This window comes from Mycobacteriales bacterium (assembly GCA_035995165.1).
In the GTDB taxonomy this organism is placed as follows: domain Bacteria; phylum Actinomycetota; class Actinomycetes; order Mycobacteriales; family CADCTP01; genus CADCTP01.
Genome location: DASYKU010000001.1, coordinates 1 through 25,035 on the forward strand (window position 1 = coordinate 1; position 25,035 = coordinate 25,035).

The window sequence follows — 25,035 nt, forward strand, 5'->3', positions numbered from 1 at the left end:
TGGGGCGTGGAGATCCCCCTGAACCTGCAGGCGGCCTCCGCGGCCTGCGGTGCTCCCTGCTGCTGGTGGAGGGCGACGACTCGCTGGTCGAGAATCTCGCCGCCGCAGTGGATACCCGAAGGGGATCAGCTCGGTGTCCTGACCGGCCGCGGCCGGGCCCCGCGCAGGGGCTCGGCCGCACCGCACCCCGGACATCGACCCGGGCGCCGGGGTTGAGCGGCGAGTCCCGCGGCAGGCAAGTCGGCCGCCGGATCGCGGTCTCGCTATCGGCGTCGCCTCCGCTGCAGCGCGACGACCGGCTCGTCGCCGGCCGGCGGTCCACTCGTCGCCCGGCCGGCCAGTCGCAGGACGAGCTGGCCCGAAGCGGGCTGTCAGTACGGGGGCGGACGGAAGGTGCCCGCGAGCGCGGCGCGGTACTGGGAATGCGGTGGCCCGGCGTAGCCGACTGCGCTCCTGGGCCCGCGACGTCGCGATCACGACGGCCGAACCGGAGTCCACCAGGTCGGTCAGGTCGGCTGGGCTGTGTCCGTTCAGGCGGAGGAACCTCTCCGGGTCGTCCAGCCAGAGGACACTCGGCCGAGTCCGCCGTGAGCGCCTCCGGCAGCGCTCGACGCGCGGGGGTCCGGGCTGCGGCTGCGCCACTTCGGTGCTTCAGGCGCGGTGCCCGGCTTGGGCGATGGCCCAGGCGGCGTTGATCAGGCCGACGTGGCTGAACGCCTGCGGGAAGTTGCCGATCATCTCGCCGCTGTGAGGGTCGACCTCCTCCGCCAGCAGGCCGACGTCGTTGATGACGGCCACGGCCCGCTCGAAGGTGACCGCCGCCGCCTCGACGTCACCCGCCAATGCCTGGGCCTGGGCCAGCCAGAACGTGCACAGCAGGAACGTGCCCTCCTCGCCGGCCAGGCCGTCGCCGCCCACGTACCGGTAGACCAGACCGCGGTCGTCGGTCAGCCGCTCGGCGGTGGCGTCGATGGTGGCCTTCATCCGGGGGTCGTCGCCGGGCAGGAACCCGGTGATGGCCAGCATCAGGTTCGAGGCGTCGAGGTCCTCGCTGCCGAACGCCTGGGTGAAAGCGCCGGCCCCCTCGTTCCAGCCCTGCTCGAGGATCGCGGCCCGGATCTCGTCCCGGGCGGCGCTCCAGTCCGGTACGCGGTCGCCGGCGTCGAGGTGGCCGGCCACCGAGATCGCGCAGTCCACGGCCACCCAGCACATGAGCTTGGAGTAGAGGAAGTCCCGCGGCTCGCCGCGGATCTCCCAGATCCCCTGGTCCTGGTCCCGCCAGCGGCGGGCGGCGGTGTCCGCGGCCGCGGTCAGGAATCGCCGGGTCACCGGGTCGAGCTCGCCGAGCTGGTCGACCAGCCGCTGCGCGGCGCCGAGCAACTCGCCGTAGACGTCGAGCTGCCGCTGCAGCCACGCGCCGTTGCCGACCCGGACCGGGCGGCTGTCGCGCCAGCCGGCCAGGTGCGGCAGCTCCCGCTCGGTCAGGTCCCGCTCGCCCCCGACGCCGAACATGATCTGCAGGTCCACGTCGCGCTCCAGCTGGGAGGCGGCGGCGTCGGCGAGGAAGGTGAAGAACTTGTTCGCCTCGTCCGGACAGGCCGCGACCCACAGGGCCTGCATGGTCAGGCTGGCGTCGCGGACCCAGGTGTAGCGGTAGTCCCAGTTGCGCCCGCCGCCGACCGTCTCCGGCAGCGACGTCGTCGCGGCGGCCACGATCGCCCCGGTCGGCGCGAACGTCAGCGCCTGCAGCACGCGCCCCGAGTGGTGGACCAGTTCCCGCCATGGGCCCTCGTAGTGCTGGTGCATCGCCGACCAGGACCGCCAGCCCTCGACGGTGTCCTCGATCCGGCTGGTGATGTCCCCGGCCGGAAGCGGGGCCAGCGGCGGGCCCGCGATCCGGCCGTGGCCGAGTGCGAACACGGCCTCCTGCCCGGCGCTCAGCCGGATCCGGGCGGTCGCCGTGTCCCCCTCGACGTCGAAACCGACCGGGGTGGACAGCAGCAACCGGTCGGCGCCGCCCCGGGCGGCCAGCCCGCCGGGGACCGGAACCAGGATGGGGTGGACGAGCCCGTACTCCGGCCGGGGCGCGTAGGTGATCTCCACCTCGATCGTGCCCCGGGTGCAGGCGAGCCGGCGCAGCAGCACGCTCGGCGACCGGGTGCCGAGGTCGTGCCCGCGCTCGTTGCGGCCGACCGCGAGGGCGTCGGTGAGCACAGCCGTGCCGCCGGCGGTGGTGAAGGTGGTCTCCAGCACCATCGTCTGGTCGGCGTACCGGCGCTCGGCCCGGAACTCCCCCGCCGGCCGGATCGCGAAGCGCCCGCCGGCCGGGTCGAGCAGGTGGCAGAACACCGACGGCCCGTCGAAGCGGGGAAAGCACAGCCAGTCCACGGAACCGTCCCGGCTGACCAGGGCGGCCGAACGGCAGTCCGAGAGCAGCGCGTACTCGCCGATCGGCAGGCTCTCCGTCACGTGTTCCTCCCCGGGCGGCCCCGAGGCCGTCCTCGGCACCACGACGGACCGGGGACGACGACCGCCGGTTGATTGTGCCGGGCCGCCGCGCCGCCCGCCGCCACGGCTCACCCCGTCCGGCCCGCCGTGCGGCCCGGACGGTCGGCGCGGCATGCTGGGCCGATGCGACGTTCCCTGCTGGCGGCCACGGCCACGGCGACGGCGACGGGCGCGGTCGCGGCGGGCTATCTCGGCCTGGTCAGCGGCGCCGTGCCCGTCGACCTGGGCCTCGGCCGCCGCGTCCGGCCGCTGGGACCCTTCGGCATCGACATCGAGGCCCCGGTCGGGACGGTGTTCGACGTCCTGTCCGAGCCGTACCTGGGCCGCCGGACCCGCGCCGTGGCGGAGAAGATCGAGATCCTCGAACGCGGCACGGACATGGTGCTCGCCGCGCACCGCACCCCGCTGCGCACCGGCCTGGTCGCCACCACCGTGGAGACGGTCCGGTTCAGCCGGCCCGGCCGTATCGACTTCCGGCTCACCCGGGGACCGGTCCCCCACGTGGTCGAGCAGTTCCTGCTGACCGGCGCGGCGGGCTCGACCCGGCTGGACTACACCGGCGAGCTCGGGACCGACCTGTGGGCGCTGGGCAGACGGTGGGGAGACCTGGTCGCGGGGCCCTGGGAACACACCGTCCGCGCGACGTTCACCGCCGTCAAGGCCGAGGCGGAACGTCGCCACCGCCGGGGACAGCCACCCCCGGCTCGACCCTGACCGATCCCGATCAGCCGCCACGCTGTCATTCGCCCGGGTCGACGTCCTCGGGCGAAGCGGGCCGGTCCGACCGCAGTGCCGCGCCGGCCGCGGGTCCTGGGGTCCCTGTCCGCCAGTGGGTCGCTGCCCGGACGTGCGAGGGATCAGGCGCCGACGTACGCGGCGAGGTGTTCGCCGGTGAGGGTGGAGCGCGCGGCGACGAGTTCGGCCGGGGTGCCCTCGAAGACGATGCGCCCGCCGTCGTGACCGGGGCCGGGACCGAGGTCGATGATCCGGTCGGCGTGCGCCATCACCGCCTGGTGGTGCTCGATGACGATCACCGACTTGCCGGCGTCGACGAGCCGGTCGAGCAGGCCGAGCAGGTTCTCGACGTCGGCGAGGTGCAGGCCGGTGGTGGGCTCGTCCAGGACGTACACGTCGCCCTTCTCCCCCATCCGGGTGGCGAGCTTGATCCGTTGCCGCTCGCCGCCGGACAGCGTGGTGAGCGGCTGGCCGAGCGTGAGGTAACCGAGCCCGACGTCGGCCAGCCGAGCCAGGATCTTCTCCGCCGCCGGAAGGAAGGAGAAGAACGACAGCGCGTCGGTCACCGGCATCGCGAACACCTCACTGATGTCCTTGCCGCCGAGCTTGTACTCCAGGACCGACTCCTCGAACCGCTTCCCCTCGCAGACCTCGCACGTGGTCGCGACCCCGGCCATCATCGCCAGGTCGCTGTAGATCACGCCGTTGCCGTTGCAGTTCGGGCAGGCGCCCTCGGAGTTCGCGCTGAACAGCGCCGGCTTCACGCCGTTCTCCTTGGCGAACGCCTTGCGGATCGGATCGAGCAACCCCGTGTACGTCGCCGGGTTGCTGCGCCGCGAGCCGCGGATCGCGCCCTGGTCGACGGACACGACCCCGTCCCGCCCGGCCACCGAACCGTGGATCAGCGAGCTCTTGCCCGAGCCGGCCACCCCGGTGACGACCGTGAGCACGCCGAGCGGGATGTCGACGTCGACGTCCCGCAGGTTGTGCGTGCTGGCGCCGCGCACGGACAGCACACCGGACGGCTCCCGTACGGACGGCTTGAGCGCGGCCCGGTCGTCCAGGTGCCGCCCGGTGACCGTGTCGCTGCCGCGCAACCCCGAGACGGTCCCCTCGAACACGACCTCGCCGCCGGCCCCGCCCGCGCCGGGACCGAGGTCGACGACGTGGTCGGCGATCGCGATCGCCTCCGGCTTGTGCTCCACGACGAGCACCGTGTTGCCCTTGTCGCGCAGCTGCAGCAGGAGGTTGTTCATCCGCTCGATGTCGTGCGGATGCAGCCCGATCGTGGGCTCGTCGAACACGTACGTGACGTCGGTGAGCGCCGAGCCGAGGTGCCGGATCATCTTGGTGCGCTGCGCCTCCCCGCCGGACAGCGTGCCCGACGGTCGTTCGAGCGACAGGTAGCCCAGCCCGATCTCGACGAACGAGTCGAGGGTCTCCCCCAGCGCCTCCAGCAGCGGCGCTACCGACGGCTCGGCGAGTCCGCGGACCCAGGTCGCCAGGTCGCTGATCTGCATCGCGCAGGCCTCGGCGATGCTGATCCCCTCGATCTTCGCCGACCGCGCCTCCGACGTCAGGCGGGTCCCCTCGCACGAGGGGCAGACGCTGAAGGTGACCGCCCGCTCGACGAACGCCCGGACGTGCGGCTGCAGCGAGTCGACGTCCTTGGACAGCATCGACTTCTGGATCTTCGGGATCAGCCCCTCGTACGTGAGGTTGATGCCCTCGACCTTGATCTTGGTCGGCTCCTTGTAGAGGAGGTTGTCGAGCTCCTTCTTGGTGTACCTGCGGATCGGCTTGTCCGGGTCGAAGTAGCCGCTTCCGATGAAGATCCGGCCGTACCAGCCGTCCATGCTGTAGCCCGGGATCGAGAACGGGCCCTCCTTGAGCGACTTGCTGTCGTCGTAGAGCTGGGTGAGGTCGATGTCGTTGACCGCGCCGCGGCCCTCGCAGCGCGGGCACATGCCGCCGAGGATGCTGAAGCTGCGTCGTTCCTTGGTCTCGCGGCCGCCCTTGGAGAGGGTGACCGCGCCGGCGCCGCTGATCGAGGCGACGTTGAACGAGAACGCCTGCGGCGAGCCGATGTGCGGCTTCCCGAGCCGGCTGAACAGGATCCGCAGCATCGCGTTGGCGTCGGTGGCGGTGCCGACCGTGGAGCGGGGGTCGGCGCCCATCCGCTCCTGGTCGACGAGGATCGCGGTGGTCAGCCCGTCGAGGACGTCGACGTCGGGCCGGGCCAGCGTCGGCATGAACCCCTGCACGAACGCGCTGTACGTCTCGTTGATCAGCCGCTGCGACTCGGCCGCGATCGTGCCGAACACCAGCGAGCTCTTGCCCGAGCCGGACACGCCGGTGAACACCGTCAGCCGGCGCTTCGGGATCTCGACGCTGACGTCCTTGAGGTTGTTCACCCGGGCGCCGTGCACGCGGATCAGGTCGTGGCTGTCCGCGCTCGCGGCCGGGCTCATCGGCTCTCCATCGGTCCGTCCGGACAGGTCATGGGTGCGAACGCGGCAGCGCTCAGCGCAGTTCCTGGATCCGGATCATGTTGCCGGCCGGGTCGCGGAAGGCGCAGTCGCGCACGCCGTACGGCTGCTCTGTCGGCTCCTGCACGACCTCGGCGTCGCCGGCCTGCAGCTTCTCGAAGGTGCCGTCGAGGTCCTTGGTGGCCAGCAGGATCCAGCCGTAGGTGCCCTTGGCCATCATCTCGGCGATGGTGCGGCGCTCGTCCTCGGTGATCCCGGGGTCGGCGGCCGGCGGGGCCAGCAGGATGGACGTCTCCGGCTGGCCGGCCGGGCCGACGGTGATCCAGCGCATCGCGCCCTGCCCGTAGTCGGTGCGGACCTCGAAGCCGAGGGTGTCGCGGTAGAAGGCCAGCGAAGCGTCCGGGTCGGTGTGCGGGAGGGCGGTGGTGTGGATGGTGATGTCCATGGCGGTCACGCTAGGTGTGGCTCGGTGCCGGTGCTTCTCGATTCCTGACCGGCCTGGTCACCTGCTTGGCCGTGCAGGACGGCAGCCCGGCCGGGCCCCGCTCCGCCGCCCGCTTGTAGGCGCTGGGCGGCATCCCGACCAGCTCGGTGAAGCGGGTGCTGAACGTGCCCAGCGACGAGCAGCCGACGGCGAAGCAGACGTCGGTGACGCTGAGGTCGCCGCGGCGCAGCAACGCCATCGCCCGCTCGATCCGCCGGGTCATCAGGTACGAGTACGGCGACTCGCCGTAGGCCTGCCGGAACTGGCGGCTGAGGTGCCCGGCGGACATGTTCACGCCGCGGGCGAGCGCCTCGACGTCCAGCGGCTGCGCGTAGTCGCGGTCCATCCGGTCCCGGACGCGGCGCAGCCGCGCGAGGTCGCGCAGGTGCTGCTCCGGCCTTGTCGTCACCCGACCGATCGTGCCACGTCCAGCAGGTGGGAGAGACTGGGCGTCGTGTGTGCCGCCTGCGGGATCCCTGGTCACGTGCCCGAGGCGCCGCCGGAAGCACCGCCGGCGCTGCCCGCGCCGCCGGCCGGGACGGCGCCGGCGGCCGGGCCGGCCCCGACGGTGACCCCGGCGAAGTTCGCGGCGTTGCGGAACCGGGACTGCCGGCCGTACCTGTTCGGCGCCGGGCTGGCGATGATGGCCGACAACGTCGAGCACGTCATCACCTACTGGGTGCTCTGGGAGAAGTTCCACTCGCCCGCGCTGGCCGGCTTCGAGGTGATCAGCCACTGGGTGCCGTTCCTGCTGTTCTCGGTCTACTTCGGCGCGCTGGCCGACCGGCACGACTGCCGCCGGCTCATCCAGGCCGCGCAGGCGCTGTTCATGGTCGTCTCGGCGCTGTGGGGCGTGCTGTTCCTGACCGACTCGCTGCAGGTCTGGGAGGCCTGCGTGCTGCTGGTGCTGCACGGCTGCGCCGGGGCGCTCTGGGGTCCGGGCGAGCAGCTCATGCTGCACGACTTCGTCGGCCGGGAGGAGCTGCCCAGCGCGGTCCGCCTGAACGCGACGTTCCGCAGCCTCGGCATCCTGTTCGGGCCGGTGGTCGGCTCGGCGCTGCTGCTCGGGCTCGGCGCGACCGCGGGGATCTTCACGAACATCGCGATCTACCTGCCGCTCACGCTGTTCCTGTTCCGGACGAAGTTCACCGGGCACGTACGCGACGGCGGGGTGGTGCAGCGGGCCCGGGTCGGCGTCATGGACTCGGTCCGGGTGCTGCGCGAGGTCCGCTCCGACCACACCGTGGTCAGCATGATCGCGCTGGCCGGGCTGGGCTCGTTCTTCGTCGGCGCCTCGATGCAGTCCGCGATGCCGATCTTCGCGCAGGATCTCGGCGCGGGCAGCGCCGGCACCGCGTACGGGGTGCTGCTGTTCGCCAACGGTGCCGGCGGCGTGATCGGCGGCATCCTGCTGGAGGCGACCGGCCGGATCTCCCCCACCGTGCGCGCCGCCGTCATCTCCACCGTCGTGTACGGCCTGTGCAGCCTCGGGTTCGCCGTCACCGGCAGCTACCCGCTCGCCATCCTGCTGCTGCTGGCCGGCGGCGCCGGCAACCTGGCCTCGATGTCGATCGGCCAGACCGTGGTCCAGCTGCGCGCGCCGGCCGCCGACCGCGGCCGCGTCATCGGCCTCTACGGCGTGTCCGCGAACGGCCTGCGGGCCGGCAGCGGCTTCACCGTGGGCCTGTTCGGTGCGCTCGTCGGCGTGCACTGGTCGCTCGGGCTGTCCGCGGCGGCCTTGTGCGCCGGCACGGTCGTGGCCGGGATCTACGCGCTGGGCGGCCGCCGGGCCGTGCCCGGCACCTGACTGCGGTCAGGTGCCCGGCACCTGACTACGGTCGGCCGATGGACCGCACCCGGGAGTCGTACGACGCCGTCGCCGGGACGTACGCGGAGTTGTTCGGGGCCGAGCTGGCGGGCAAGCCGCTGGACCGGGCGCTGCTGGCGGCGTTCGCGGAGTCGGTGTCCGGGCCGGTCGCGGACCTCGGCTGCGGGCCCGGGCACGTCACCGCGTACCTGAGCGGGCTCGGGCCGGACGTGACCGGGATCGACGTCTCCCCCGCGATGATCGCGACCGCCCGGCGCACGTACCCGGCGCTCTCCTTCGCCGTGGGCGACATGACCCGCCTCGACCTGAGCGACGGCGCGCTCGGCGGGATCGTCGCGTTCTACTCGACCATCCACCTGCCGCCGGACGTGCTGCCGGTCGCGCTGGGCGAGTTCGCCCGGGTGCTCGCGCCGGGCGGGCAGGCGCTGCTGGCGTTCCAGACCGGTGGCGGCGAGCGGCTGCACCAGGCCGACTGGCACGGCCACGAGGTCGACCTCGACCACTACCGCCGCGACCCCGGCGAGGTCGCCGCCCGGCTGGCCGCCGCCGGCCTCCCCGTCCACGCCCGCCTCGTCCGCGAGCCCGAACCCGGCGAGGGCGTCCCCCGCGCCTACCTCTGGTCCCACCGCCCCACCTGATGCCGACCCCACCACCTGACCGCGCCGGTGAGGTCATGATCAAGCGCTTCCGCTCGTACGACCGGGGCGTCCGGTCTTCGGCGGCGGCTCGGACGACGGGCTCGCGGTCGGCTCCGGCCAATCGGTGCGGACGGCGTCTCGGTGGACGCTGCGTCCGGCGGCCCGCTGTACCTGCCGCCAGGGCGGCCGGGATGCCGACGGAGAGGTGCCACGGCTATCGCGATCACGGCGAGCAGCGGCGGCGGGAACGCGCGCGAGGCGGTCACGATCGCTTCGACAGCTGGAGTACGGCGGTGACCCCGAAGCCGGCCAGGCCGCTGAACACGGCCGCGACGCCGGCCGCGACGCCGCTCTCACCGCTGGCCCTCCCGACGACCAGCGCGGACAGCAGCGCCGCCGCGAGCGCGACGAGGAGCGACAGGCCGATGATCTTCCCGTCGGACGGCCGGCTTCCGGTCACGCCTCCGGGCCCGCGACCGGCCGGACCTCCAGGCCTGCCGGACGGCCCGGTGCCGCCCGCCGACCTGGTGCCGACCGGCGGCCGTGATCTGCCGGACCGCCCCGAGCCGGCGGGTGCGGCGCCGCCGAACCAGGCTGCGCCGTGGGAACCGGCGAACGACGGGCCGGACGCGCCGTCCTGAGTCGCGCCCGGGCCGGTCTTCGGCGGCGGTGGCGGCATCGCCCGGCCCGGCACCCCGCCCAGCGTCGCCGGGCCGCCGCCCGGGGGCACGACCCACGCCATCCCCGATGAACCGGCCGACGCCGCGGCGGGCACACCCGTCTGCGCCGCCGGCTCCGGCGGCGGGGTGGGCATCGGCGGGACGGTGCGCTCCCACCAGAGCGGTCGCTGGGTCGGCAGTTGGACACCGACGTACAGCGGGGCCGGCCCCGGCCCGGCCGGCGTCACCTCGATGCGCGGCCTCGAGGTCAGCAGCGCCTCCAGGGTGTCCTCGGCCTTCCAGTCCGCGGCGCAGGCCCGCCGCAGCATCTCGCCGGCGTGCCTGACCTCGGGATCGGCGATGCCGTCGACCTCCTGCCACACCCTGGTACGGAACGGGGGCGCGAAGTCCTCGGCCGAGAAGAGGATGTTCTCGCCGTTCTGCAGCCGGCCCCACGCGGCCGGACGGCGGGAGAGGGCGAGCAGCGCGGTGTAGATCACCAGGGCCGGGAAGGTGTCCATCCAGCGGCCCCAGGCCCGACCGGTGCGCTGGTAGTTGGGATGGCCGGTCTCGTGCGGCGGTGGCCCCCCGGAGAAGGCGGATATCCAGGATCCGTCGAAGTCGACCAGCCGCAGCGCGCTGGACGTGTCGACGAGGACGTTGCCGTGCTGGAGGTCGCCGTGCGCGAAGTCCGCCGCCTGCAGGCGCCCCACGAACCCGCGCCAGCTCGTCGCCAGCGTCGCCAGCGCGCCGACGTCGGCCTGCGTCGCGAGGTGCCCGACGTAGGCGTCCAGGGTCCGGCCGTCGACCCAGCTCATCTGGATCACGGGCCAGGTCGCGCCGTTGACCGAGATCGCGTCGTCGACCCACGCCGCCCGGGCCACGCAGTCGTCGAGGCCGTGGGTCGCGAAGTGCCGGCCGAGCGCCCGGTACCGGTCCCGGTCGGACGCGTCCTCCCGGATGAAGAAGCGCAGCGCGGTGTCCGTACCGGCGATAGCGGCCTTGAAGACCACCGCGGCGTTCCCCGACGCGGGCATCGGGATGCCGAAGACGGGGTGCAGCTCGAACACCGCCGTCTCCAGCTCGGGTGTCCGGAAGGACCGGGCCGGCTGCTGCACCGCCCTGATGTAGTCCTCGGCGTTCGGATAGGCCATCACTCACACACCACCAGCAGATCGGGCTCGGCGGCTGTGCACTGCACGCGCAGGAGCGTCACGTCGTCGTTCTTCAGCTCGCCGGTACGCCGCCGGTCGGCCACCAGCCGGCGGAACAGGAGCGGGTGGTCGAGCCGGTCGAGCGTCCGCCACAGCAGCTCGCCGTCGGTCCGCACCATCCAGTCGGCCATCGCGTCCGTGGCCAGGTAGAGCCGGTCCCCCACGGCCATCCGGCCCTCGGCCAGCAGGAGCGCCGACCGCATCCGGCCCCGCGCCGACGGCTGGGTGAACACCCCGTCGGGGTTGAGCCCGAAGTCGTCGGCGCCGATCGGCGGGAACTGCGCGACCAGCCCGCCGTCCCGTACGTGGAACAGCACGGTGTCACCGAGCGCGACCGCCGCCCACGCCGGCCGGGGCCCGTCCAGGTCCCGGATCTCGCAGCCGAGGAGCGTCGCGAACGACCCGTCCTCGCGGAACTTCCGCTCCTCGAAGATGGTGGCGAAGCGGGTCGGCGCGGTCCGCACCCACCGGTCCTGCATGAGCCCGAACCACTCGTCCATGGCCACGCCGGTCAGCGCCGGCGCACCGCCGTCCGGCTCGACCCCGAGGAAGGAGTCGACCAACTGGCCCACCCACCGGATCGAGTCGTACGCCTCGGTGGCACCGTCGACGACGATGCACCGCGCGCTGCGGCCGGTCGCCGGGTCCCCGGGGTCGTGGCCGGCGCCGTCCTCCCACTCCAGCTCGGTCGAGCCCAGCTTCGGCTCGTGGAACGCCACCGCGCGCAGGTGCGACATGGCGGCTCAGCGATCCCGGACGTCGAAGCGGGTGCCTATCTCCAGGAACTTCACCAGCATCGCGAGGTCGGCGTTGAAGACGAACCCGCGGGCGCCGGCCGGCACCTGGATCTGCGCGGAGCGGGCGTTGTCGATCATGGGCTGCGGCAGCGGGCTGCTGATCGACAGCAGCCCCGGGCCGGGCTCGGGCAGCGACGTCCCGCTCGGCGGGAACCACACCCCGGGCTGGGGATCCGGGGACAGGAAGATGTTGAACAGCAGCACCGGACCGTCAGCGGTCGCGATGGAGCTCAGCCGCTGGGCCCAGGTGGCGACGTCGGCGCCCTCGTACGGGCTGTCGGTGACCATGCCGTCGGTGATGTTGATGACGATGGGCGGGAAGGAGTGCTGGAACGCTCCGGCCCAGTCGTGGAGGTACGCGCCCGCGGTGGCGATCGCCTGGCACATCGGGGTGCGGAATCCCGCGTACGGGTCGATCCAGGCCGGCACCCGGGTCCTGCTGAGGACCGCGTCGACCGCCGGCTCCTCGCGGATCGCGATCGGATGGTCGGCCAGCTCGGGCAGCGGGACGATGCCCCGCGCGGCGAGCGGTCCGGGCAGCGCCACCTCGACGCCCTCGCCACCGGTGCCCGGGCAGAACCCGTACCCGATGAGGCTGGTGTAGAAGTAGCACCGCAGCGCCCCGCCCTGCTCCTTCGTGGACTTGACACAGAGCTCCAGCAGGATCTTGTTGATGGCGCGGGCGGCGCCCTCGGCCAGGCTGAGGCCGCTGCCGGCCCACTGCTGCTGCATCGAGTCCGAGCGGTCGACGAGAAACATGATGCAGCCTGGGGTCGCACGCGAGAACGTCTGCTGGTACATGGGATCTCCCTGCTGGGCGGATCGGCAAGACGGGCGGCTACCGGCGCCCGAGGCGGGGACGGACGACGGTGACGGGCCACGGGGTCCCCGGAGCCCAGCGCCACTCGTGCTCGCAACGACGGCACCCGAACGCGAACCCCGGAGCCTGGTGCCGTAGGTCCACGGCGAAGTCGCCGCAGCGCGGGCACTGCACGATCCGGGTCGTGGCCGCGGGGTCGAGCCGGTCCGGCTCGCCCCCGGCCGGGTCGGCGGACTTCCGGCCGGACGGCCTGCTGGTGGACTCATGCCGCCAGGCGCCGCCCGGGACCGGCACGGCCACGTTCACCGGCTGGCGGTCCGGGCCGGCCGCGGGCGGCCCGGCCTCGGGCTCGATCGAACTCGCCGTGGTGGGCGGGCGCCAGCGCGGCACCGCAGCGGCGGACGCCCAGCCGTCGCGGCTCGACGTCCCGGAAGCCGCGGGCGCCGGCCGGCCGGCTGTCGCGACCGCCGGCCGGCGGTCGGCCGCGGTGGGCGGGCCGGCGAACTGCTGTTCCGGCCGCCGGCCGGCGGGAGCTCCGGGTGCGAAGGTGGCGACAGCGAGGACGCAGAACACGACCGCGCCGAGGATCAGCACGCCGAGCACCGGCCACCGGACGCTGTCCTTCGTCTCCAGGACGAGGGCAGCCAGGAACCCGCCGGCAAATGCGGCCGCGGCGACGCCGGACAGTGGCCTGCCCGCCGCACGCGCGCTCACGAGTGCCTCGTCATGGGGATTTCGACGGTCCCGGCGTGGACGCCGTCGAGCGACAGGCAGTACGCCGCGGCGTCGCCGGAACCGACCCTCGCCCACCCCGGCCCGTCGACCCGCCAGTCCTTCGGCGGCTGGACGCACAGCTTCCCGGCACCCCCCTGACCGCCGGGCAGCGAGCCCTCCCGCCACACCGTCACGCCCGGGGTCAGCTCCTGGCGGTCCGCGGTGAGCCCGCCGAGCCGGACGATCAGCGTGCTCGGGCGGCCCGCCGGCGCGGTCGCAGTCGTCGAGCCGGCCGGAGCCGACGTCGTCGACCTCGGGTCCGGATCGACCCGGACAGCGACCTGCGACCCGAGGCCGAGTACGACGGCGAACGACACCACCAGCGCCGCCAGCGTCAGGCCGATCCCATAGGTTCGTGCGGACACGGTTCTCCCTTTCAGCCGGTGGCCTACAGGCCGACGACGATCCAGAAGAGGCTGCCGACGACAATGCCGACGATTCCCCAGGATTTCGCCTTGGCGGATGCCCGGCGGGCGCCTTCGAGATCAGCCGTCCGGTAACGCTGGCCGACCTGATAGGAGAAATACATGGCGACTCCGCCGAACAGCAGCGAGAGCACGAACGCGATCACACTCATGGCCCAGTAATTCGGTGGTGACGGCGCCGGCTGCTGGGATGGAGGCGGGGGCACCGGCCCGGGAGCCCATCCCTGGCCCTGCGGCTGGAGCGCGCCCGGGCCGGCGACGGCGTTCCCGGACGGCGGCGACTGCGGCGGGGCCGCGAAGTATGAGGGCCGCTCCTGCGGTCGTCCGGCGTCGGCCGACTCCGTCCCGCCGAACGACCCGCGCCACTGGGCGGCCGCGTCGGTGGCCGGCCGCCACGGCGCCGGGTCGGGGTCGAGGCGCTGCGCCGCCGCCTGCCGCTGCTGCTGCAGCAGCTCCAGCCGCTCGGCGAACCAGTCGCGCGGGTCCGGCTCCGGGGTCACCGGCCCGGTGACCCCGGTCCCACCCGCCGTCGGCGCGGTCGCCGACGGGTCCGCGGGCCGGCTCGTCGACCCGCCCGCCGCCGGGACCGCCGGCCCGGCCGCGACCTCGGCCGGGGTCGAGGTGTCCGCTGTGCCTGCCTCTCCGTCCGGACCGTGCACGAGCAGGAGGGCGGCGATCCCCTTCTGCGTCCGCTTGGTCGTGAACGGCTTGCTGTCGAGGTTGCGGAGCATGCCGAGGATGTCGCGGCGGACGCTCTCGTCCGTCTCCTCGTCCAGGGCGCGGCGGAGCTGATCGACCACGGCCTTCTGCTCCTCGACCGAGAGCTCCGTGCTGTCGATCTGCTGGCCCAGGGCCAGCAGGTATTTGAACGGGATGGGCGGTGGCGGTGGGAGCGGCTCCGGCAGCGGCCGGACCCGCTGCGTCGCCTCCTCGACGGCGGACAGCACGGCGAACCCGGAATGGGCGTCGTCCGCGCGGTAGCCGATGATCTGCAGCTCGGCGAGCGGGTTGGCGCGCAGGCTGGTGACCGCACCCACCTGCACGGGCAGGACGGGACGTTCGAGCGCCAGCGCGTAGTCGAGCTCGAGCCGGCAGGGCTTGGAGTTCAGGGAGGCGTCGGACAGGGCGAAGAGAAAGACCTCCGACGACCTGATGTTGGCCAGGATGGCGTCCCACCAGACGTCCCCGCCGGCGAGATTGTGGTCGGACCACACATCCCGCTTGGCGGCCTCGAGACCTTGGGCCAGCGTCTTGACGACCGTTTCGTCGATTCGCGAGTAACTGATGAAAACAGGCATAGCCGGTCGAACCCCCGCAGCAACATCGGGCCGATCAGTGGGTGTCGTCCGACGCCCAGTTGAACAGAGAGCCGCTGCGGGCCGCAGATACCGAAATCACCATCTCGTATCAGAGGATCAGTCGAACTCCTCATCCGGGAGACGACGAGGGAGGCGACGTGCGGCGGTACCGGGATCCGCGGCCGGCCGGCACGACGGCCGGTGCGACGGCCGCCGGCGCGGCCGCGGCCGACGCCGGCATCGCGCCCACGGCCCTGCGCAGCATCGAGGCCGCGGCCCGGCGGCAGCAGGCCGCCGCGCACCGACTGCAGGCCGCGTACCTGATCGTGCTGCTGCTGGCTCCGATCAGCCGGCTGGTGCCGATCCCCGGCGGCCGGTCCGGCTTCGACTCGGCTGCCTCGGCGCTGTTGTTGCTCCTCGCCGTCGGCTTGCGGCTGCTGCTGCGCGGTGTCGCTGCGGACGCCGACTGGGTCCGGGCCCGGCGGGAGTCGGAGAACCTGCGGGAGGCTGCCTGGCGCCGCTGCGTCACCGGCCGTCCCGACCCCGATGACGGTCAGCTCAGCAACGAGGTCGGCGCGGCCGACGTCGCCGGGCGCTGGCAGTTCTACCGGCAGCACCGCATCGACGATCAGATCGCCTACTTCGCCGACCGGGCCGAGCGGCACCGCCGCTCCGGCCGGCGTTGGCGGCTGATACGGCTCGTGCTCACCACCGGCACCATCGCGGTCGCGGGAGCGTCGTTGGTGGTCGCGGTCGACGCGGCCGTGGTCGGCCTGGTGTCCGCATTGCTGGCTACGAGCGAGGCCTGGCTGCAGTTCCGGCGCAGCGAGGTGCTGGCCGCCGGCTTCACCGATGCCCGCGACGATCTGCTGGCGCTGCGGGAGCGGCAGCCGGCCGACGAGGCGGAACTGGCACGGGCGGTCGACGACATCGAGCGCGCGCTGGAACGGGAGCGGTGGACCTGGACGGCGATAATGTCGGTCACCGTGCTGACCTCACCGCTCCCCGCCGCCGGCAACTCCACGGTGGACAGTCGGACCGCATGACGCCGGCGCCGCCGGCCGCGGGCGGGACCGTCCGGCTCGACGGTCGGCTCGTCCCGCTGATCCGGTTGCCGGATCCGCCGCCGGAGCCGGACGCCGTGGCCGCGGCCCTGGCGCGGGCCGGCCTGCCGGTCGGGCGCCGGCCGGTTGTCGTGCTCGTGGGCGGTGCCGGCCGCCTGGTGGTCCCCGATCCACCGGCCTGGGCGGCGCTGTTCCGCGACGGCCTCGTGGCCGGTCTCGTCCGGGCCGGCGGCTGCCTGCTCGACGGCGGCACCGACGCGGGCGTCCTGCGGCTCGCCGGGGTGGCCCGGGCGGCCGCCGGCGCCGACTACCCCGCGGTCGGCGTGGTCGCCGAGGGCACCGTCCGCTGGCCGGGCCGGAAGCCTGCGCTGCCGGACGCCGCCGACCTCGGTCCCCAGCACACCCACCTCGTGGTGGTCCCGGGCAGCGCCTGGGGTCTGGACCCGCCCTGGATCTCGCTGGTGGCTGGTGCCCTGGCGGGGCCGGCCCCGGCGCTGACCGTCGTCGTCAACGGCGGCCCCATCACGGCCGAGGACGTCCGCCGATCGCTCGATGCCGGTCGGCGGGTCGTCGTGGTGGCCGGGTCCGGGCGCCTCGCCGACGCGCTCGCGGCGGCCCGGCGGCGACCGTCCGAAGCCCGCCCGGAGGACGCGGCGTTCGCCGCCTCCCCTCTACTGGACGTCGTCGAGGGGCTGCGGGAGCCGCAGTTGCTGGCCGACGCCATCGCCGCGCTCGCCGACGGCGCCCGCTGACGCCGGTCCGGCCGCGGCCCGGATCGCGAGCCCGTGCCGGGCCAGCACCTCGGGCAGGTCCCGGACGACCTCCCGGTCGTACTCCTTCGCCTCCTCGTCGAGCTCCGTCCACGGTTGCAGGTGCGGGGAGAGGAAGCGCGCCGGGTCGCGGACGCCGTTGGTCCACCCCATCAGCAGGCGCTCCGCGGTGTAGCGGCCGTGCTCCAGTTCCGCGAGCAGCTCGGTGTGGTCGCGCAGCACCGCCGCCACCGCCGAGTCCGCCGCCGCGGTCGGGTCGTCGTCGAGCCGCAGGCCGACCGCGGCGAGCTTGGCCGGGATGTCATCGACCACCGCGAGGTTGGACCGCTGCAGCCAGGGCGACAGCGCCGGCCAGGGCTGCAGCGCGATGTCGTCCTGCCGTTTGCGGGCCCGCTGGCGGGCGACGTACCGGCGGTGCAGCTCGGCGGCGATCGGCTCCCGCCGGTCCCGGAGCGCCGCCGGCCACCCGCCGGGACGAAGGAAGGCCCGGACGGTCATCCGGTCCCGGGGCAGCGGCACGACGCCGGTGGCCCCGTTGAGCAGGACGTGGCTCAGGTCGGGTGCGCCTGGTCCGTCCAGCCGCCCGACCATCGCGCCGAGCGCCCGGGCCAGCAGGACGTCTTCCGCGGCGGCGCCCGGCAACACGATCGCCCGCGCCCGCTCGGTCCGGCCCGCAGCCGTCACCGCCGCCCACGCCGCGAGACCCTGCCGTCGGGTGGTCAGGTCGACGTCCCCGAGTCGGACGCCCCTGCGGGCCAGTTCGTCCCGGAGCCGTCCCGGCGGGGCCACGGCGCGCAGCGGCGGGCCTGCGAGCGCCGGCTCCAGCAGCGACAGAACATCCGGGCCGTCGGACGGGCCGGCGAACAGCACCGTGGCGACGCCGCCCGGCGGATCCGCGTCGCTCTCCGGCAGGCGCAGCAGGATGCGGGCGTCCGCATCCCGCAGGCCCGCCCGGCGCAGCAGTACGAGATTCCGGACATCACCGGCGGCCGGGTCGGCCGACCGCTCGGGTTGCACCTCGGCCAGGTCGTCCGCCGCCGTCAGCAACCTCGCGACCTCGCACCACGCGCCGAACGCAGCGTCGTGGCCGGTCGTGAGCAGCCGGCGGGCTGCCGGCAGGAGCGCGGTGACGGCCTGGAAGTCGACGCCGAGGCCGGCCCGGGCCAGCGCGGTCGGCCGGTCGAAGCCGAGCGCCTCCAGCAGCGGGATCTCCGCCGGTCCCGCCGCGACCAGGGCGGACCGGCGCAGGGGCACCGCGCCGGCCCCGGCCGCGGCGACGCGCTCGCGGGCGCTCCGGCGATGCCTTTCACGGTCCGCGGGCGCGAGCGAGTTCCACGCACCCGGGCCGGCACCAGGGTCGTCCGAGGCCTGCAGCGCGCGGCCCAGCCGGTCCGCCAGTCGCTCGCCCTGCAGGACCGGCAACCGGTACGCGAGCTGCGGCACGCGGCGCAGGACCACCTCGGCCCGGGTCGCGGAGATCCGGCTCTGCTCCTCGATCTCGTCGCCGAACGGCGTACTGCCGGACTCCGTGACCAGGACGATCCGCGCCCCCGGTCCGAGGTGGCCGGCCAGGGTGATCGCGATGCCGCCGCCGTCGAGATCGGTCGGCGCCAGGACGAGGACCTGCCGCAACGGGCGGCTGCGGGACAGGTGCCGGGCGGTCTCCATGTCGAGCTCCACGACCTGGTCCAGCCGGACGTCGTACGCGTCCAGCGGCAGCAGCTGGAGCTCGGTGCCGACCAGCACGCCGAGCGAGTGCCGGCGGGCGACGGCGTCCGGGCCGAGCAGGACGACGCGGGGCGCGGCGTGCGCGGTCTCCGGGTCGCCGAGGAGCTGGATCTGCCGGCGGCGGTGCAGCTCCAGGACGACCGCGTCCACCAGCGAGCCGGTGCCGAACAGCACGATCGTCGCACCGGCACCGCCGTCCTCGGCGGCGAGCAGCGGCGGCCGGCCCGCGTCCCGGCGCCCGGCCTCCAGCTCGTCGAGCACGGCCGCGGCGGCCAGCACCGGCGCGCTGAACGGCACTGTCTCCACCCCGACCCGGTGCCCGCCCTGCTCCAGCGTCCGGGCCAGGCCGGGCTCCGCCACCTCCACATACAAGTCCGCCAGCGGCGGCGGGTGGAGGTCGAGCACCGCGGCGGTGATCGCGGAGTTGCGGGTGTTGTCGCCGGTGACGACGACGAGGCTCGCCGCCCTCAACACCCCGGCGCGCCGGAGGGACTCCACGTTGGCGCCGTGCCCGCGAACCGTCCACACCCGCGGCGCGCCGACGGCTTCCAGCGCGGCCGGGTCCGGGTCGACGACGACGATCGCGTCCCGCCACCGGCCGGGCCGCGGCTCCGCCGCCACCAGCGCGGTGCTGCCCTCGTTCGCGCCGAAGACGACCAGCCGCGGCCGGACCAGGTAGTGGGTGAGCACGCCGCTGAGCTGTTCCCGGAACAGCCTCGCAATGCCCCGCAGCGTGAGCAGCGGGGCGGCGAAGGCGGCGATCCACAGCTGCGGCGGCACTCCAGCGCCGGGCGGCAGATCGAACTCGAAGGCGAACAGCCGCAGCGTCCGGTACGTCACCTGGAGGGGACCGAGCGGCTGCGGGGCCGGGCCGCCGGAATCGTCCGGCCCCAGCGACGCGAAGCCCCACATCCCCAGCGCCACCACGACGACGACGGCGAGCGGCCAGAACGGCAGGTTCCACCGCCGCGCGTGCCAGACCTCCCGCCGGGCAGCCACGAGACGCAGCGTAGTTAGTTCTCGCACCCGGTGGTGCCGGATTCCAGCCGGCTGCTGTTCGCGCCGGACCCCGGCCGGCACCCTCGCGGTGCTCGCCGGAGTGGCCCGCCGGGCGCGCGTACGCAGCCCTTGAGGAGGGCAGGATTGGCCTCGTGCCCACTGTGCGAACGGACCTGCTCGAGATCGCGTACGACGACGGCGGACCGCCGGACGGGCCGCCGGTGCTGCTGGTGCACGGGTGGCCGGACAGCCCGCGGACGTGGCAGGACGTCGCGGCCGAGCTGAACGACGCCGGGTTCCGCACGATCGTGCCGGCGCTGCGCGGGTTCGCGCCGACCCGGTTCCTGGCCGCCGACACCCCCCGGACCGCGCAGATCGTCGCGCTCGCGCAGGACGCGCTGGACCTGCTGGACGCGCTCGGCCTGGACCGGGTCGCGCTGGTCGGCCACGACTGGGGCGCCCGGGCCGCGTACGCCCTGGCCGCCCTCGCGCCGGAGCGGCTGTCCGCGCTGGTCGCGGTGTCGGTGGGCTACGAGCCGGGCGGCACGCTGGCCACGCCGAGCTTCGAGCAGGCCCGGTTGTGGTGGTACCAGTGGTTCCAGACGCTGGACGCCGGCGCGGAGGCGGTGCGCCAGGACCCGATCGGCTTCGCCCGGCTGCAGTGGGACACCTGGAGCCCGAACTGCTGGTACGACGAGGCCGAGTTCACCGCCACGGCCGCCGCCTTCGACCATCCCGACTTCGTCCCGATCACGCTGCACGGTTACCGGGTCCGCTGGGGCGCATCACCCCGCGATCCCGCGTACGACGAGTTGGAGCAGCGCATGGCGGCGGTGCGCACGATCGGGGTGCCGACGCTGATGATCCACGGCGGCGCCGACACCTGCGTCGCGCCGGAGGGCAGCGAGGGGAAGGCCGGGCACTTCACCGGGCCGTACCGGCGGGTGGTGGTCCCCGGCGCGGGCCACTTCGTGCCGCGGGAGGCGCCGGGCACGGTCGCCGAACTCGTCGCCGAGCACCTGCGGGCGGTCTGAGTGGACAGCACGCTGACCCACCTGGAGTGCTCGGCCTGCGGGACCCGGTACGAGGCCGATCGCCCGCAGAACCTGTGCCGCTGCGGCCATCCGCTGCTGGCCCGCTACGACCTGGCCGCCGTCACCGTCACCCCGGCCGAGATCGCGGCCCGCCCGCCGGGGCTGTGGCGCTGGGCCGAGCTGCTGCCGGTCCGCGACCCGGCCCACCGGATCACCCTGGGCGAGGGCGACACGCCGCTGCTGCCGCTGGCCGACGGCGTGCTGATCAAGGACGAGGGGCTCAACCCGACCGGCAGCTTCAAGGCCCGCGGAGCGGCGGTCGGCGCGTCCCGGGCCCGCGAGCTCGGTGCCCGGCACGTCGCGCTGCCCACCAACGGCAACGCGGGCGCGGCCTGGTCGGCGTACGGGCGGCGGGCCGGGCTGGAGGTCTCGGTCGCGGTGCCGGCCGGCGCGCCCGCGGTGACCCGGTCCGAGGCGCTGGCCACCGGCGCCGGGACGTACGTGGTGGACGGGCTGATCGGCGACGCCGGCGCGCTGGTCGGCCGGGCCGTGGCCGCGCACGAGGGCTGGTTCGACGTGTCCACGCTCAAGGAGCCGTACCGGGTCGAGGGCAAGAAGACGATGGGCCTGGAGATCGCCGAGCAGCTGGGCTGGCGGGCGCCGGACGTGGTCGTCTACCCGACCGGCGGCGGGGTCGGGTTGATCGGGATCGCGAAGGCGTTCGCGGAGCTGCGGGCGCTGGGCTGGCTGACCGGGCCGCCGACCCGGTTCGTCTCGGCCCAGTCCAGCGGGTGCGCGCCGGTCGTCCGGGCCTTCGAGCTGGGGGCGCAGGAGACGCAGCCCTGGCCCGACCCGGTCACGGTCGCGTACGGGATCACGGTGGCGGCGCCGCTCGGCGGCCCGCAGCTGCTGCGGATCCTGCGGGAGTCGGCCGGCACGGCGGTCGCGGTCGACGACGCCGACGCGCTGGCGACCCGGGCGTCGACGGCGGCCACGGAGGGCGTGCTGCTCTCGCCCGAGGGGGCGGTCGCCCTGCACGCGGTCCGCACGCTGCAGCGGGACGGCTGGGTCACCCCCGGCGAGCGGGTCGTCGTCCTCAACACCGGCAGCGCCCTGATCCAACCCGAGACCCTCCCCACCCCCCACGGCCTCCTCTCCCCCACCGCCTCCCTCCCCTAGCGCCCCCCGACCCGCCATCGGCGCCGCGACCCGCCGTTCGCCGCCCGCCCCGCGGGTGGCGGGCCGAGACGCGGGTGGCCGGGCGGACCGCGCCTCGGCGCCGTGCGGGCCGGCGGGCTGGCCCACCGGGTCGGCGGCGCAGGCGTGTCCGGCATGCTGGGCGCCGTGCCGACGCGCTTCCCGTTCCTCGACGCCGGCGGCCCGATCGCGTTCGCGCACCGCGGCGCCGCGCCGGACGGGCTGGAGAACACGCTGGCCGCGGTCGACCGGGTCGTCGCGCTCGGCTTCGGCTACCTGGAGACCGACGTCCGCGCCACCCGGGACGGCGTCGCCGTCCTCATGCACGACGCCCGCCTGAACCGCACCACCGACCGTTCCGGCGCGATCGCCGACCTGCCCTGGTCCGAGGTCGCCCGGGCCCGGGTCGGCGGCCGGGAGCCGGTGCCGCGGCTGGACGAGCTGCTCGGCTCGTACCCGCAGCTGCGGGTCAACCTCGACGTGAAGGCGCCGTCCTCGGTCGGGCCGTTGGTCGACGCCGTCCGCCGGGCCGGCGCGATCGACCGGGTCTGCATCGGCTCGTTCCACGACCGGCTCATCCCGGCCGTGCAGGCGGGCCTGGGCGACGGGCTGTGCACCTCACTCGGCCCGCGCGGGATCCTGGCCCTGCGGCTGGGCCGGCTGCGCCGGACCACGGCGGGCTGCGCCCAGGTCCCGCCCGGCTTCGGCCCGATCCGCGTGATCGACCCGCGCTTCCTCAGCATCGCGCACGGCCTCGGCCTGGCCGTGCACGCCTGGACGATCAACAACACCGCGGTCATGGACCGGCTGCTGGATCTGGGCGTCGACGGGATCATGACCGACGACGCGCCCGGCCTGCGCGCCGTCCTCGAGGCCCGCCAGGCGTGGACGCCGTGACCCGCAGCACCCCCGAGCAGCGCGGCTGGTACTGGTACGACTGGGCCAACTCGGTCTTCACCACCAGCGTCACCACGGTCTTCCTCGGCCCGTACCTGTCCGACGTGGCCGAGACCGCGGCCGGCGGCCCCGGCAGGAGCCTGCACCTGCTGGGCATCCCGATCTCCCCCGACTCGGTCTTCCCGTACCTGCTCTCGCTCTCGGCGCTGGTGCAGGTGTTCGTGCTGCCGGCGGTCGGCGCGCTCGCGGACCGGACCCGGCGCAAGAAGCAGATCCTCGGCGTGCTGGCCTACGTCGGCTCGCTCGCGACCGCGGCGTTGTTCTTCGTCGCCGACGGCCGCTGGGCGCTCGGCGTCGTGCTGTTCCTGCTGGCCAACACCTGCTTCGGCGCCTCGGTCGTCGTCTACTACTCCTGGCTGCCGGAGATCGCCGGTCCCGACGACCGGGACGCCGTGTCCTCCCGCGGCTGGGCCTGGGGCTACCTCGGCGGCGGCCTGCTGCTCGCACTGAACCTGGTGCTGTTCCTGGATTCCGACGGGCTCGGCCTGTCCGAGGGGGACGCGGTCCGGATCTGCTTCGTCTCGGTCGCGGCCTGGTGGGCGGCGTTCACGGTGATCCCGCTGCGACGGCTGCGGGACCGCCCGGCTCCTGGGGTTTCTTGGTCGTCCCGCCGGTCGGCCAGCGCGGCCGGCGCGGAGGCCCCGACCGCCGCGGGCAGCTTCCGCCAGCTCGGCCGCACCCTGCGCGAGCTGCGCGGCTACCCGCAGACCTGGCGGTTCCTCCTCGCGTACCTGCTGTTCAACGACGGCATCCAGTCGGTCATCGGGCTCGCCGCCCAGTACGGCGACCGCGAGCTGGAGCTGTCCCAGACCGTGCTGATCTCCACGATCCTGCTGGTGCAGTTCGTCGCATTCGGCGGCGCGCTGCTGTTCGGCCGGATCGCCGCCCGGTACGGCGCCAAGCGCACCGTGCTCGGCAGCCTCGTGGTCTGGGTGGTGGTGCTGCTGTTCGCGTTCGGCCTGCAGAAGGGCAGCGCGGTCCAGTTCTCCGTGCTCGGCGCCGCGATCGGGGTGGTGCTGGGCGGGACCCAGGCGCTGACCCGGTCACTGTTCGGGCAGCTGACCCCGGTCGGCAAGGAGGCCGAGTACTACGGCCTGTACGAGATCAGCGACCGCGGCACCAGCTGGCTCGGCACCCTCGCCTTCGGCGTGGCGGTCCAGCTGACCGGCTCGTACCGGATCGCGATCGTCTCGCTGGTGGTGTTCTTCGTGCTCGGGTTCGCGTTGCTGACCCGGGTGGACGTCAGGGCGGCGGCCGCCGAGGCCCGCGGCGAACTGGCGGTCCTCCTGTGAGCGGGAGTGAGGCCGCGGCGGCGTCTGGACTGACGCGACGCGCCGACGAGGTCGCTGCGCGGCGCGGAGGGAAGACGCCGCCTGCAGCGGCCGACCGGAGCGAACCAGGGGCAGCACGGTGAGCGCGTTGTCGTTCTTTCACGGGCCGATGGACCGCGGCAAGTCCACGCTCGCCTTGCAGATCGACCACAACCAGTCCCGGCAGGGCCGCCTCGGCCTGCTGCTGGTCCGGCACGACCGCTCCGGCCCGGCCCGGATCTCCAGCCGGCTGGGCCTGTCCCGGGAGGCGGTCGAGGTCACCGACGGCATGGACCTGCGCGAGCTGGTCCGCGACCGGCAGGCCGCCGGGCTCCGGGTGGACTACCTGGTCGTGGACGAGGCCCAGTTCCTGGACCCGGCGCAGGTCGAGCAGCTGGCCGACCTGGTCGACGACGCCCGGGTCGAGGTGTTCGCATTCGGCATCTCGACCGACTTCCGGGGCCGGCTGTTCCCGGGCTCGCAGCGGCTGCTGGAGCTGGCGGACTCGGTCGAGCAGCTCCAGGTCGAGGTGCTGTGCTGGTGCGGCCGGCCCGGCCGGCTGAACGCCCGGGTCGTCGGCGGCCGGGTGGTCCGGGCCGGCGACACCGTGCTGGTGGCCGACACCGGCGGCGAGGCCGAGGTGCACTACCAGGTGCTCTGCCGGGCCCACCACCGTGCGGGCGACCTCGGGCCGGGCGTACGGGCGCCGGGTCAGCTCACGATCGGTTAAGAGAACGCTGAGAACCGCAACCAGTTCGGCTTCCCGTCCGTCTACTCAGGTGTGCGGCCCGGAAAGCTCGGGAACGTACACGACGGCGGGCACGGGGAATCCTCCGGGTCGGCCGATCGTTAGGGAACCGAACGAGGTTCTTGGAACGAAGACCGTTACGGACAGTCGACACTACCCCGAGGAGGGATTCCCATGGCAGAGCGCACACTGCGCGGCAGCCGGCTCGGGGCCGTGAGCTACGAGACCGATCGCAACGCCGAGCTCGCCCCGCGCAAGCCCAGTGAGTACCGGTGCCCGAAGGGCCACGTCTTCGGCGTTCCTTTCGCCGACGACGCCGAGATTCCGCTGGTCTGGGAGTGCAAGTTCGACGGTTCTGTCGCCCGGCTCATCGACGGCGACGAGCCGGAGTCCAAGAAGACCAAGCCGGCTCGGACGCACTGGGACATGCTCATGGAGCGGCGGACGGTCGCCGACCTCGAGGAGGTCCTGGCCGAGCGCCTGGAGGTCCTGCGGGGCCGCCGGACCCGGGCGTCGTAGCCCCCCTGGCCCGTACGTCGCAGAGGCCCGCGCCCCCCGT

The 25,035-nt window shown here is 74.2% G+C and carries 22 protein-coding genes; 11 read left to right on the plus strand and 11 right to left on the minus strand.

All coding sequences use genetic code 11. From position 1 onward, the window contains the following. Positions 1-651: 651 nt before the first annotated feature. A complete protein-coding gene (locus VGP36_00005; GenBank protein HEV7653109.1) occupies positions 652-2,469 on the minus strand; it encodes a glycoside hydrolase family 15 protein in 1,818 nt (605 codons plus the stop codon). Positions 2,470-2,631: 162 nt separating this feature from the next. On the opposite strand from VGP36_00005, the gene VGP36_00010 reads away from it, so the two are divergent. After that, positions 2,632-3,222 (plus strand): SRPBCC family protein, encoded by a 591-nt coding sequence (locus tag VGP36_00010; GenBank protein ID HEV7653110.1) that lies wholly within the window; start codon positions 2,632-2,634, stop codon positions 3,220-3,222. A gap of 143 nt (positions 3,223-3,365) precedes the next feature. Here the strand turns inward: VGP36_00010 and VGP36_00015 are convergent, their stop codons facing one another. From VGP36_00015 to VGP36_00025, 3 genes are read right to left on the minus strand one after another with little or no spacing between them, the layout of a single operon-like run. After that, positions 3,366-5,714, minus strand: coding sequence for an excinuclease ABC subunit UvrA (locus VGP36_00015; protein HEV7653111.1), 2,349 nt, complete (start codon positions 5,712-5,714; stop codon positions 3,366-3,368). A 52-nt stretch (positions 5,715-5,766) separates the two neighbouring features. Further along, positions 5,767-6,177, minus strand: a complete 411-nt coding sequence (locus tag VGP36_00020; protein ID HEV7653112.1) for a VOC family protein — start codon at positions 6,175-6,177, stop codon at positions 5,767-5,769. 10 nt (positions 6,178-6,187) lie between these two features. Further along, a complete protein-coding gene (locus VGP36_00025) occupies positions 6,188-6,625 on the minus strand; it encodes a helix-turn-helix transcriptional regulator (GenBank protein ID HEV7653113.1) in 438 nt (145 codons plus the stop codon). 75 nt (positions 6,626-6,700) lie between these two features. Between VGP36_00025 and VGP36_00030 the strand changes: the two genes are divergently transcribed. Together VGP36_00030 and VGP36_00035 are read left to right on the plus strand one after the other, a co-directional pair. Further along, positions 6,701-8,023, plus strand: a complete 1,323-nt coding sequence (locus VGP36_00030) for an MFS transporter (GenBank protein ID HEV7653114.1) — start codon at positions 6,701-6,703, stop codon at positions 8,021-8,023. Between the two features lie 38 nt (positions 8,024-8,061). Next, complete coding sequence (locus VGP36_00035) at positions 8,062-8,682, plus strand: class I SAM-dependent methyltransferase (GenBank protein ID HEV7653115.1); 621 nt, start codon at positions 8,062-8,064, stop codon at positions 8,680-8,682. Between the two features lie 262 nt (positions 8,683-8,944). Here VGP36_00035 and VGP36_00040 read toward each other — a convergent pair whose 3' ends face one another. The 6 genes from VGP36_00040 to VGP36_00065 are packed head-to-tail and all read right to left on the minus strand — an operon-like array spanning position 8,945 to position 14,669. Further along, positions 8,945-10,498, minus strand: a complete 1,554-nt coding sequence (locus tag VGP36_00040) for a hypothetical protein (GenBank protein ID HEV7653116.1) — start codon at positions 10,496-10,498, stop codon at positions 8,945-8,947. Then, positions 10,495-11,292 carry a hypothetical protein gene (locus VGP36_00045; protein ID HEV7653117.1) on the minus strand — a complete coding sequence of 266 codons (798 nt, stop codon included), beginning with the start codon at positions 11,290-11,292 and terminating at the stop codon, positions 10,495-10,497. The genes VGP36_00040 and VGP36_00045 overlap by 4 nt, the downstream gene beginning before the upstream one ends. 6 nt (positions 11,293-11,298) lie before the next feature. Further along, complete coding sequence (locus VGP36_00050; GenBank protein HEV7653118.1) at positions 11,299-12,153, minus strand: hypothetical protein; 855 nt, start codon at positions 12,151-12,153, stop codon at positions 11,299-11,301. Between the two features lie 37 nt (positions 12,154-12,190). Next, positions 12,191-12,886: a hypothetical protein gene (locus tag VGP36_00055; GenBank protein ID HEV7653119.1), complete on the minus strand. Its 696-nt coding sequence runs from the start codon at positions 12,884-12,886 to the stop codon at positions 12,191-12,193. Further along, positions 12,883-13,311 carry a hypothetical protein gene (locus VGP36_00060; GenBank protein HEV7653120.1) on the minus strand — a complete coding sequence of 143 codons (429 nt, stop codon included), beginning with the start codon at positions 13,309-13,311 and terminating at the stop codon, positions 12,883-12,885. The genes VGP36_00055 and VGP36_00060 overlap by 4 nt, the downstream gene beginning before the upstream one ends. Before the next feature lie 23 nt (positions 13,312-13,334). Then, positions 13,335-14,669 (minus strand): TIR domain-containing protein, encoded by a 1,335-nt coding sequence (locus VGP36_00065; protein ID HEV7653121.1) that lies wholly within the window; start codon positions 14,667-14,669, stop codon positions 13,335-13,337. Positions 14,670-14,827: 158 nt separating this feature from the next. Between VGP36_00065 and VGP36_00070 the strand changes: the two genes are divergently transcribed. Beyond that, positions 14,828-15,715: an SLATT domain-containing protein gene (locus tag VGP36_00070; GenBank protein ID HEV7653122.1), complete on the plus strand. Its 888-nt coding sequence runs from the start codon at positions 14,828-14,830 to the stop codon at positions 15,713-15,715. Continuing rightward, positions 15,712-16,485 carry a hypothetical protein gene (locus VGP36_00075; protein HEV7653123.1) on the plus strand — a complete coding sequence of 258 codons (774 nt, stop codon included), beginning with the start codon at positions 15,712-15,714 and terminating at the stop codon, positions 16,483-16,485. The genes VGP36_00070 and VGP36_00075 overlap by 4 nt, the downstream gene beginning before the upstream one ends. Here the strand turns inward: VGP36_00075 and VGP36_00080 are convergent. Further along, positions 16,405-19,230 carry an NAD-binding protein gene (locus tag VGP36_00080; protein HEV7653124.1) on the minus strand — a complete coding sequence of 942 codons (2,826 nt, stop codon included), beginning with the start codon at positions 19,228-19,230 and terminating at the stop codon, positions 16,405-16,407. The genes VGP36_00075 and VGP36_00080 overlap by 81 nt on opposite strands. A 152-nt stretch (positions 19,231-19,382) precedes the next feature. On the opposite strand from VGP36_00080, the gene VGP36_00085 reads away from it, so the two are divergent. From VGP36_00085 to VGP36_00110, 6 genes are all read left to right on the plus strand, one after another. Further along, complete coding sequence (locus VGP36_00085) at positions 19,383-20,264, plus strand: alpha/beta hydrolase (protein HEV7653125.1); 882 nt, start codon at positions 19,383-19,385, stop codon at positions 20,262-20,264. Beyond that, positions 20,265-21,443, plus strand: coding sequence for a threonine synthase (locus VGP36_00090; GenBank protein ID HEV7653126.1), 1,179 nt, complete (start codon positions 20,265-20,267; stop codon positions 21,441-21,443). 165 nt (positions 21,444-21,608) lie between these two features. Beyond that, entirely contained in the window at positions 21,609-22,358 is a 750-nt protein-coding gene (locus tag VGP36_00095) for a glycerophosphodiester phosphodiesterase family protein (protein ID HEV7653127.1), read from the plus strand. Beyond that, positions 22,355-23,710, plus strand: coding sequence for an MFS transporter (locus VGP36_00100; GenBank protein ID HEV7653128.1), 1,356 nt, complete (start codon positions 22,355-22,357; stop codon positions 23,708-23,710). The genes VGP36_00095 and VGP36_00100 overlap by 4 nt, the downstream gene beginning before the upstream one ends. A 118-nt stretch (positions 23,711-23,828) precedes the next feature. After that, on the plus strand, positions 23,829-24,458 hold the full coding sequence (locus VGP36_00105; GenBank protein ID HEV7653129.1) for a thymidine kinase: 630 nt from the start codon (positions 23,829-23,831) through the stop codon (positions 24,456-24,458). 192 nt (positions 24,459-24,650) lie between these two features. After that, a complete protein-coding gene (locus VGP36_00110) occupies positions 24,651-24,995 on the plus strand; it encodes an RNA polymerase-binding protein RbpA (protein HEV7653130.1) in 345 nt (114 codons plus the stop codon). Positions 24,996-25,035 lie beyond the last annotated feature (40 nt).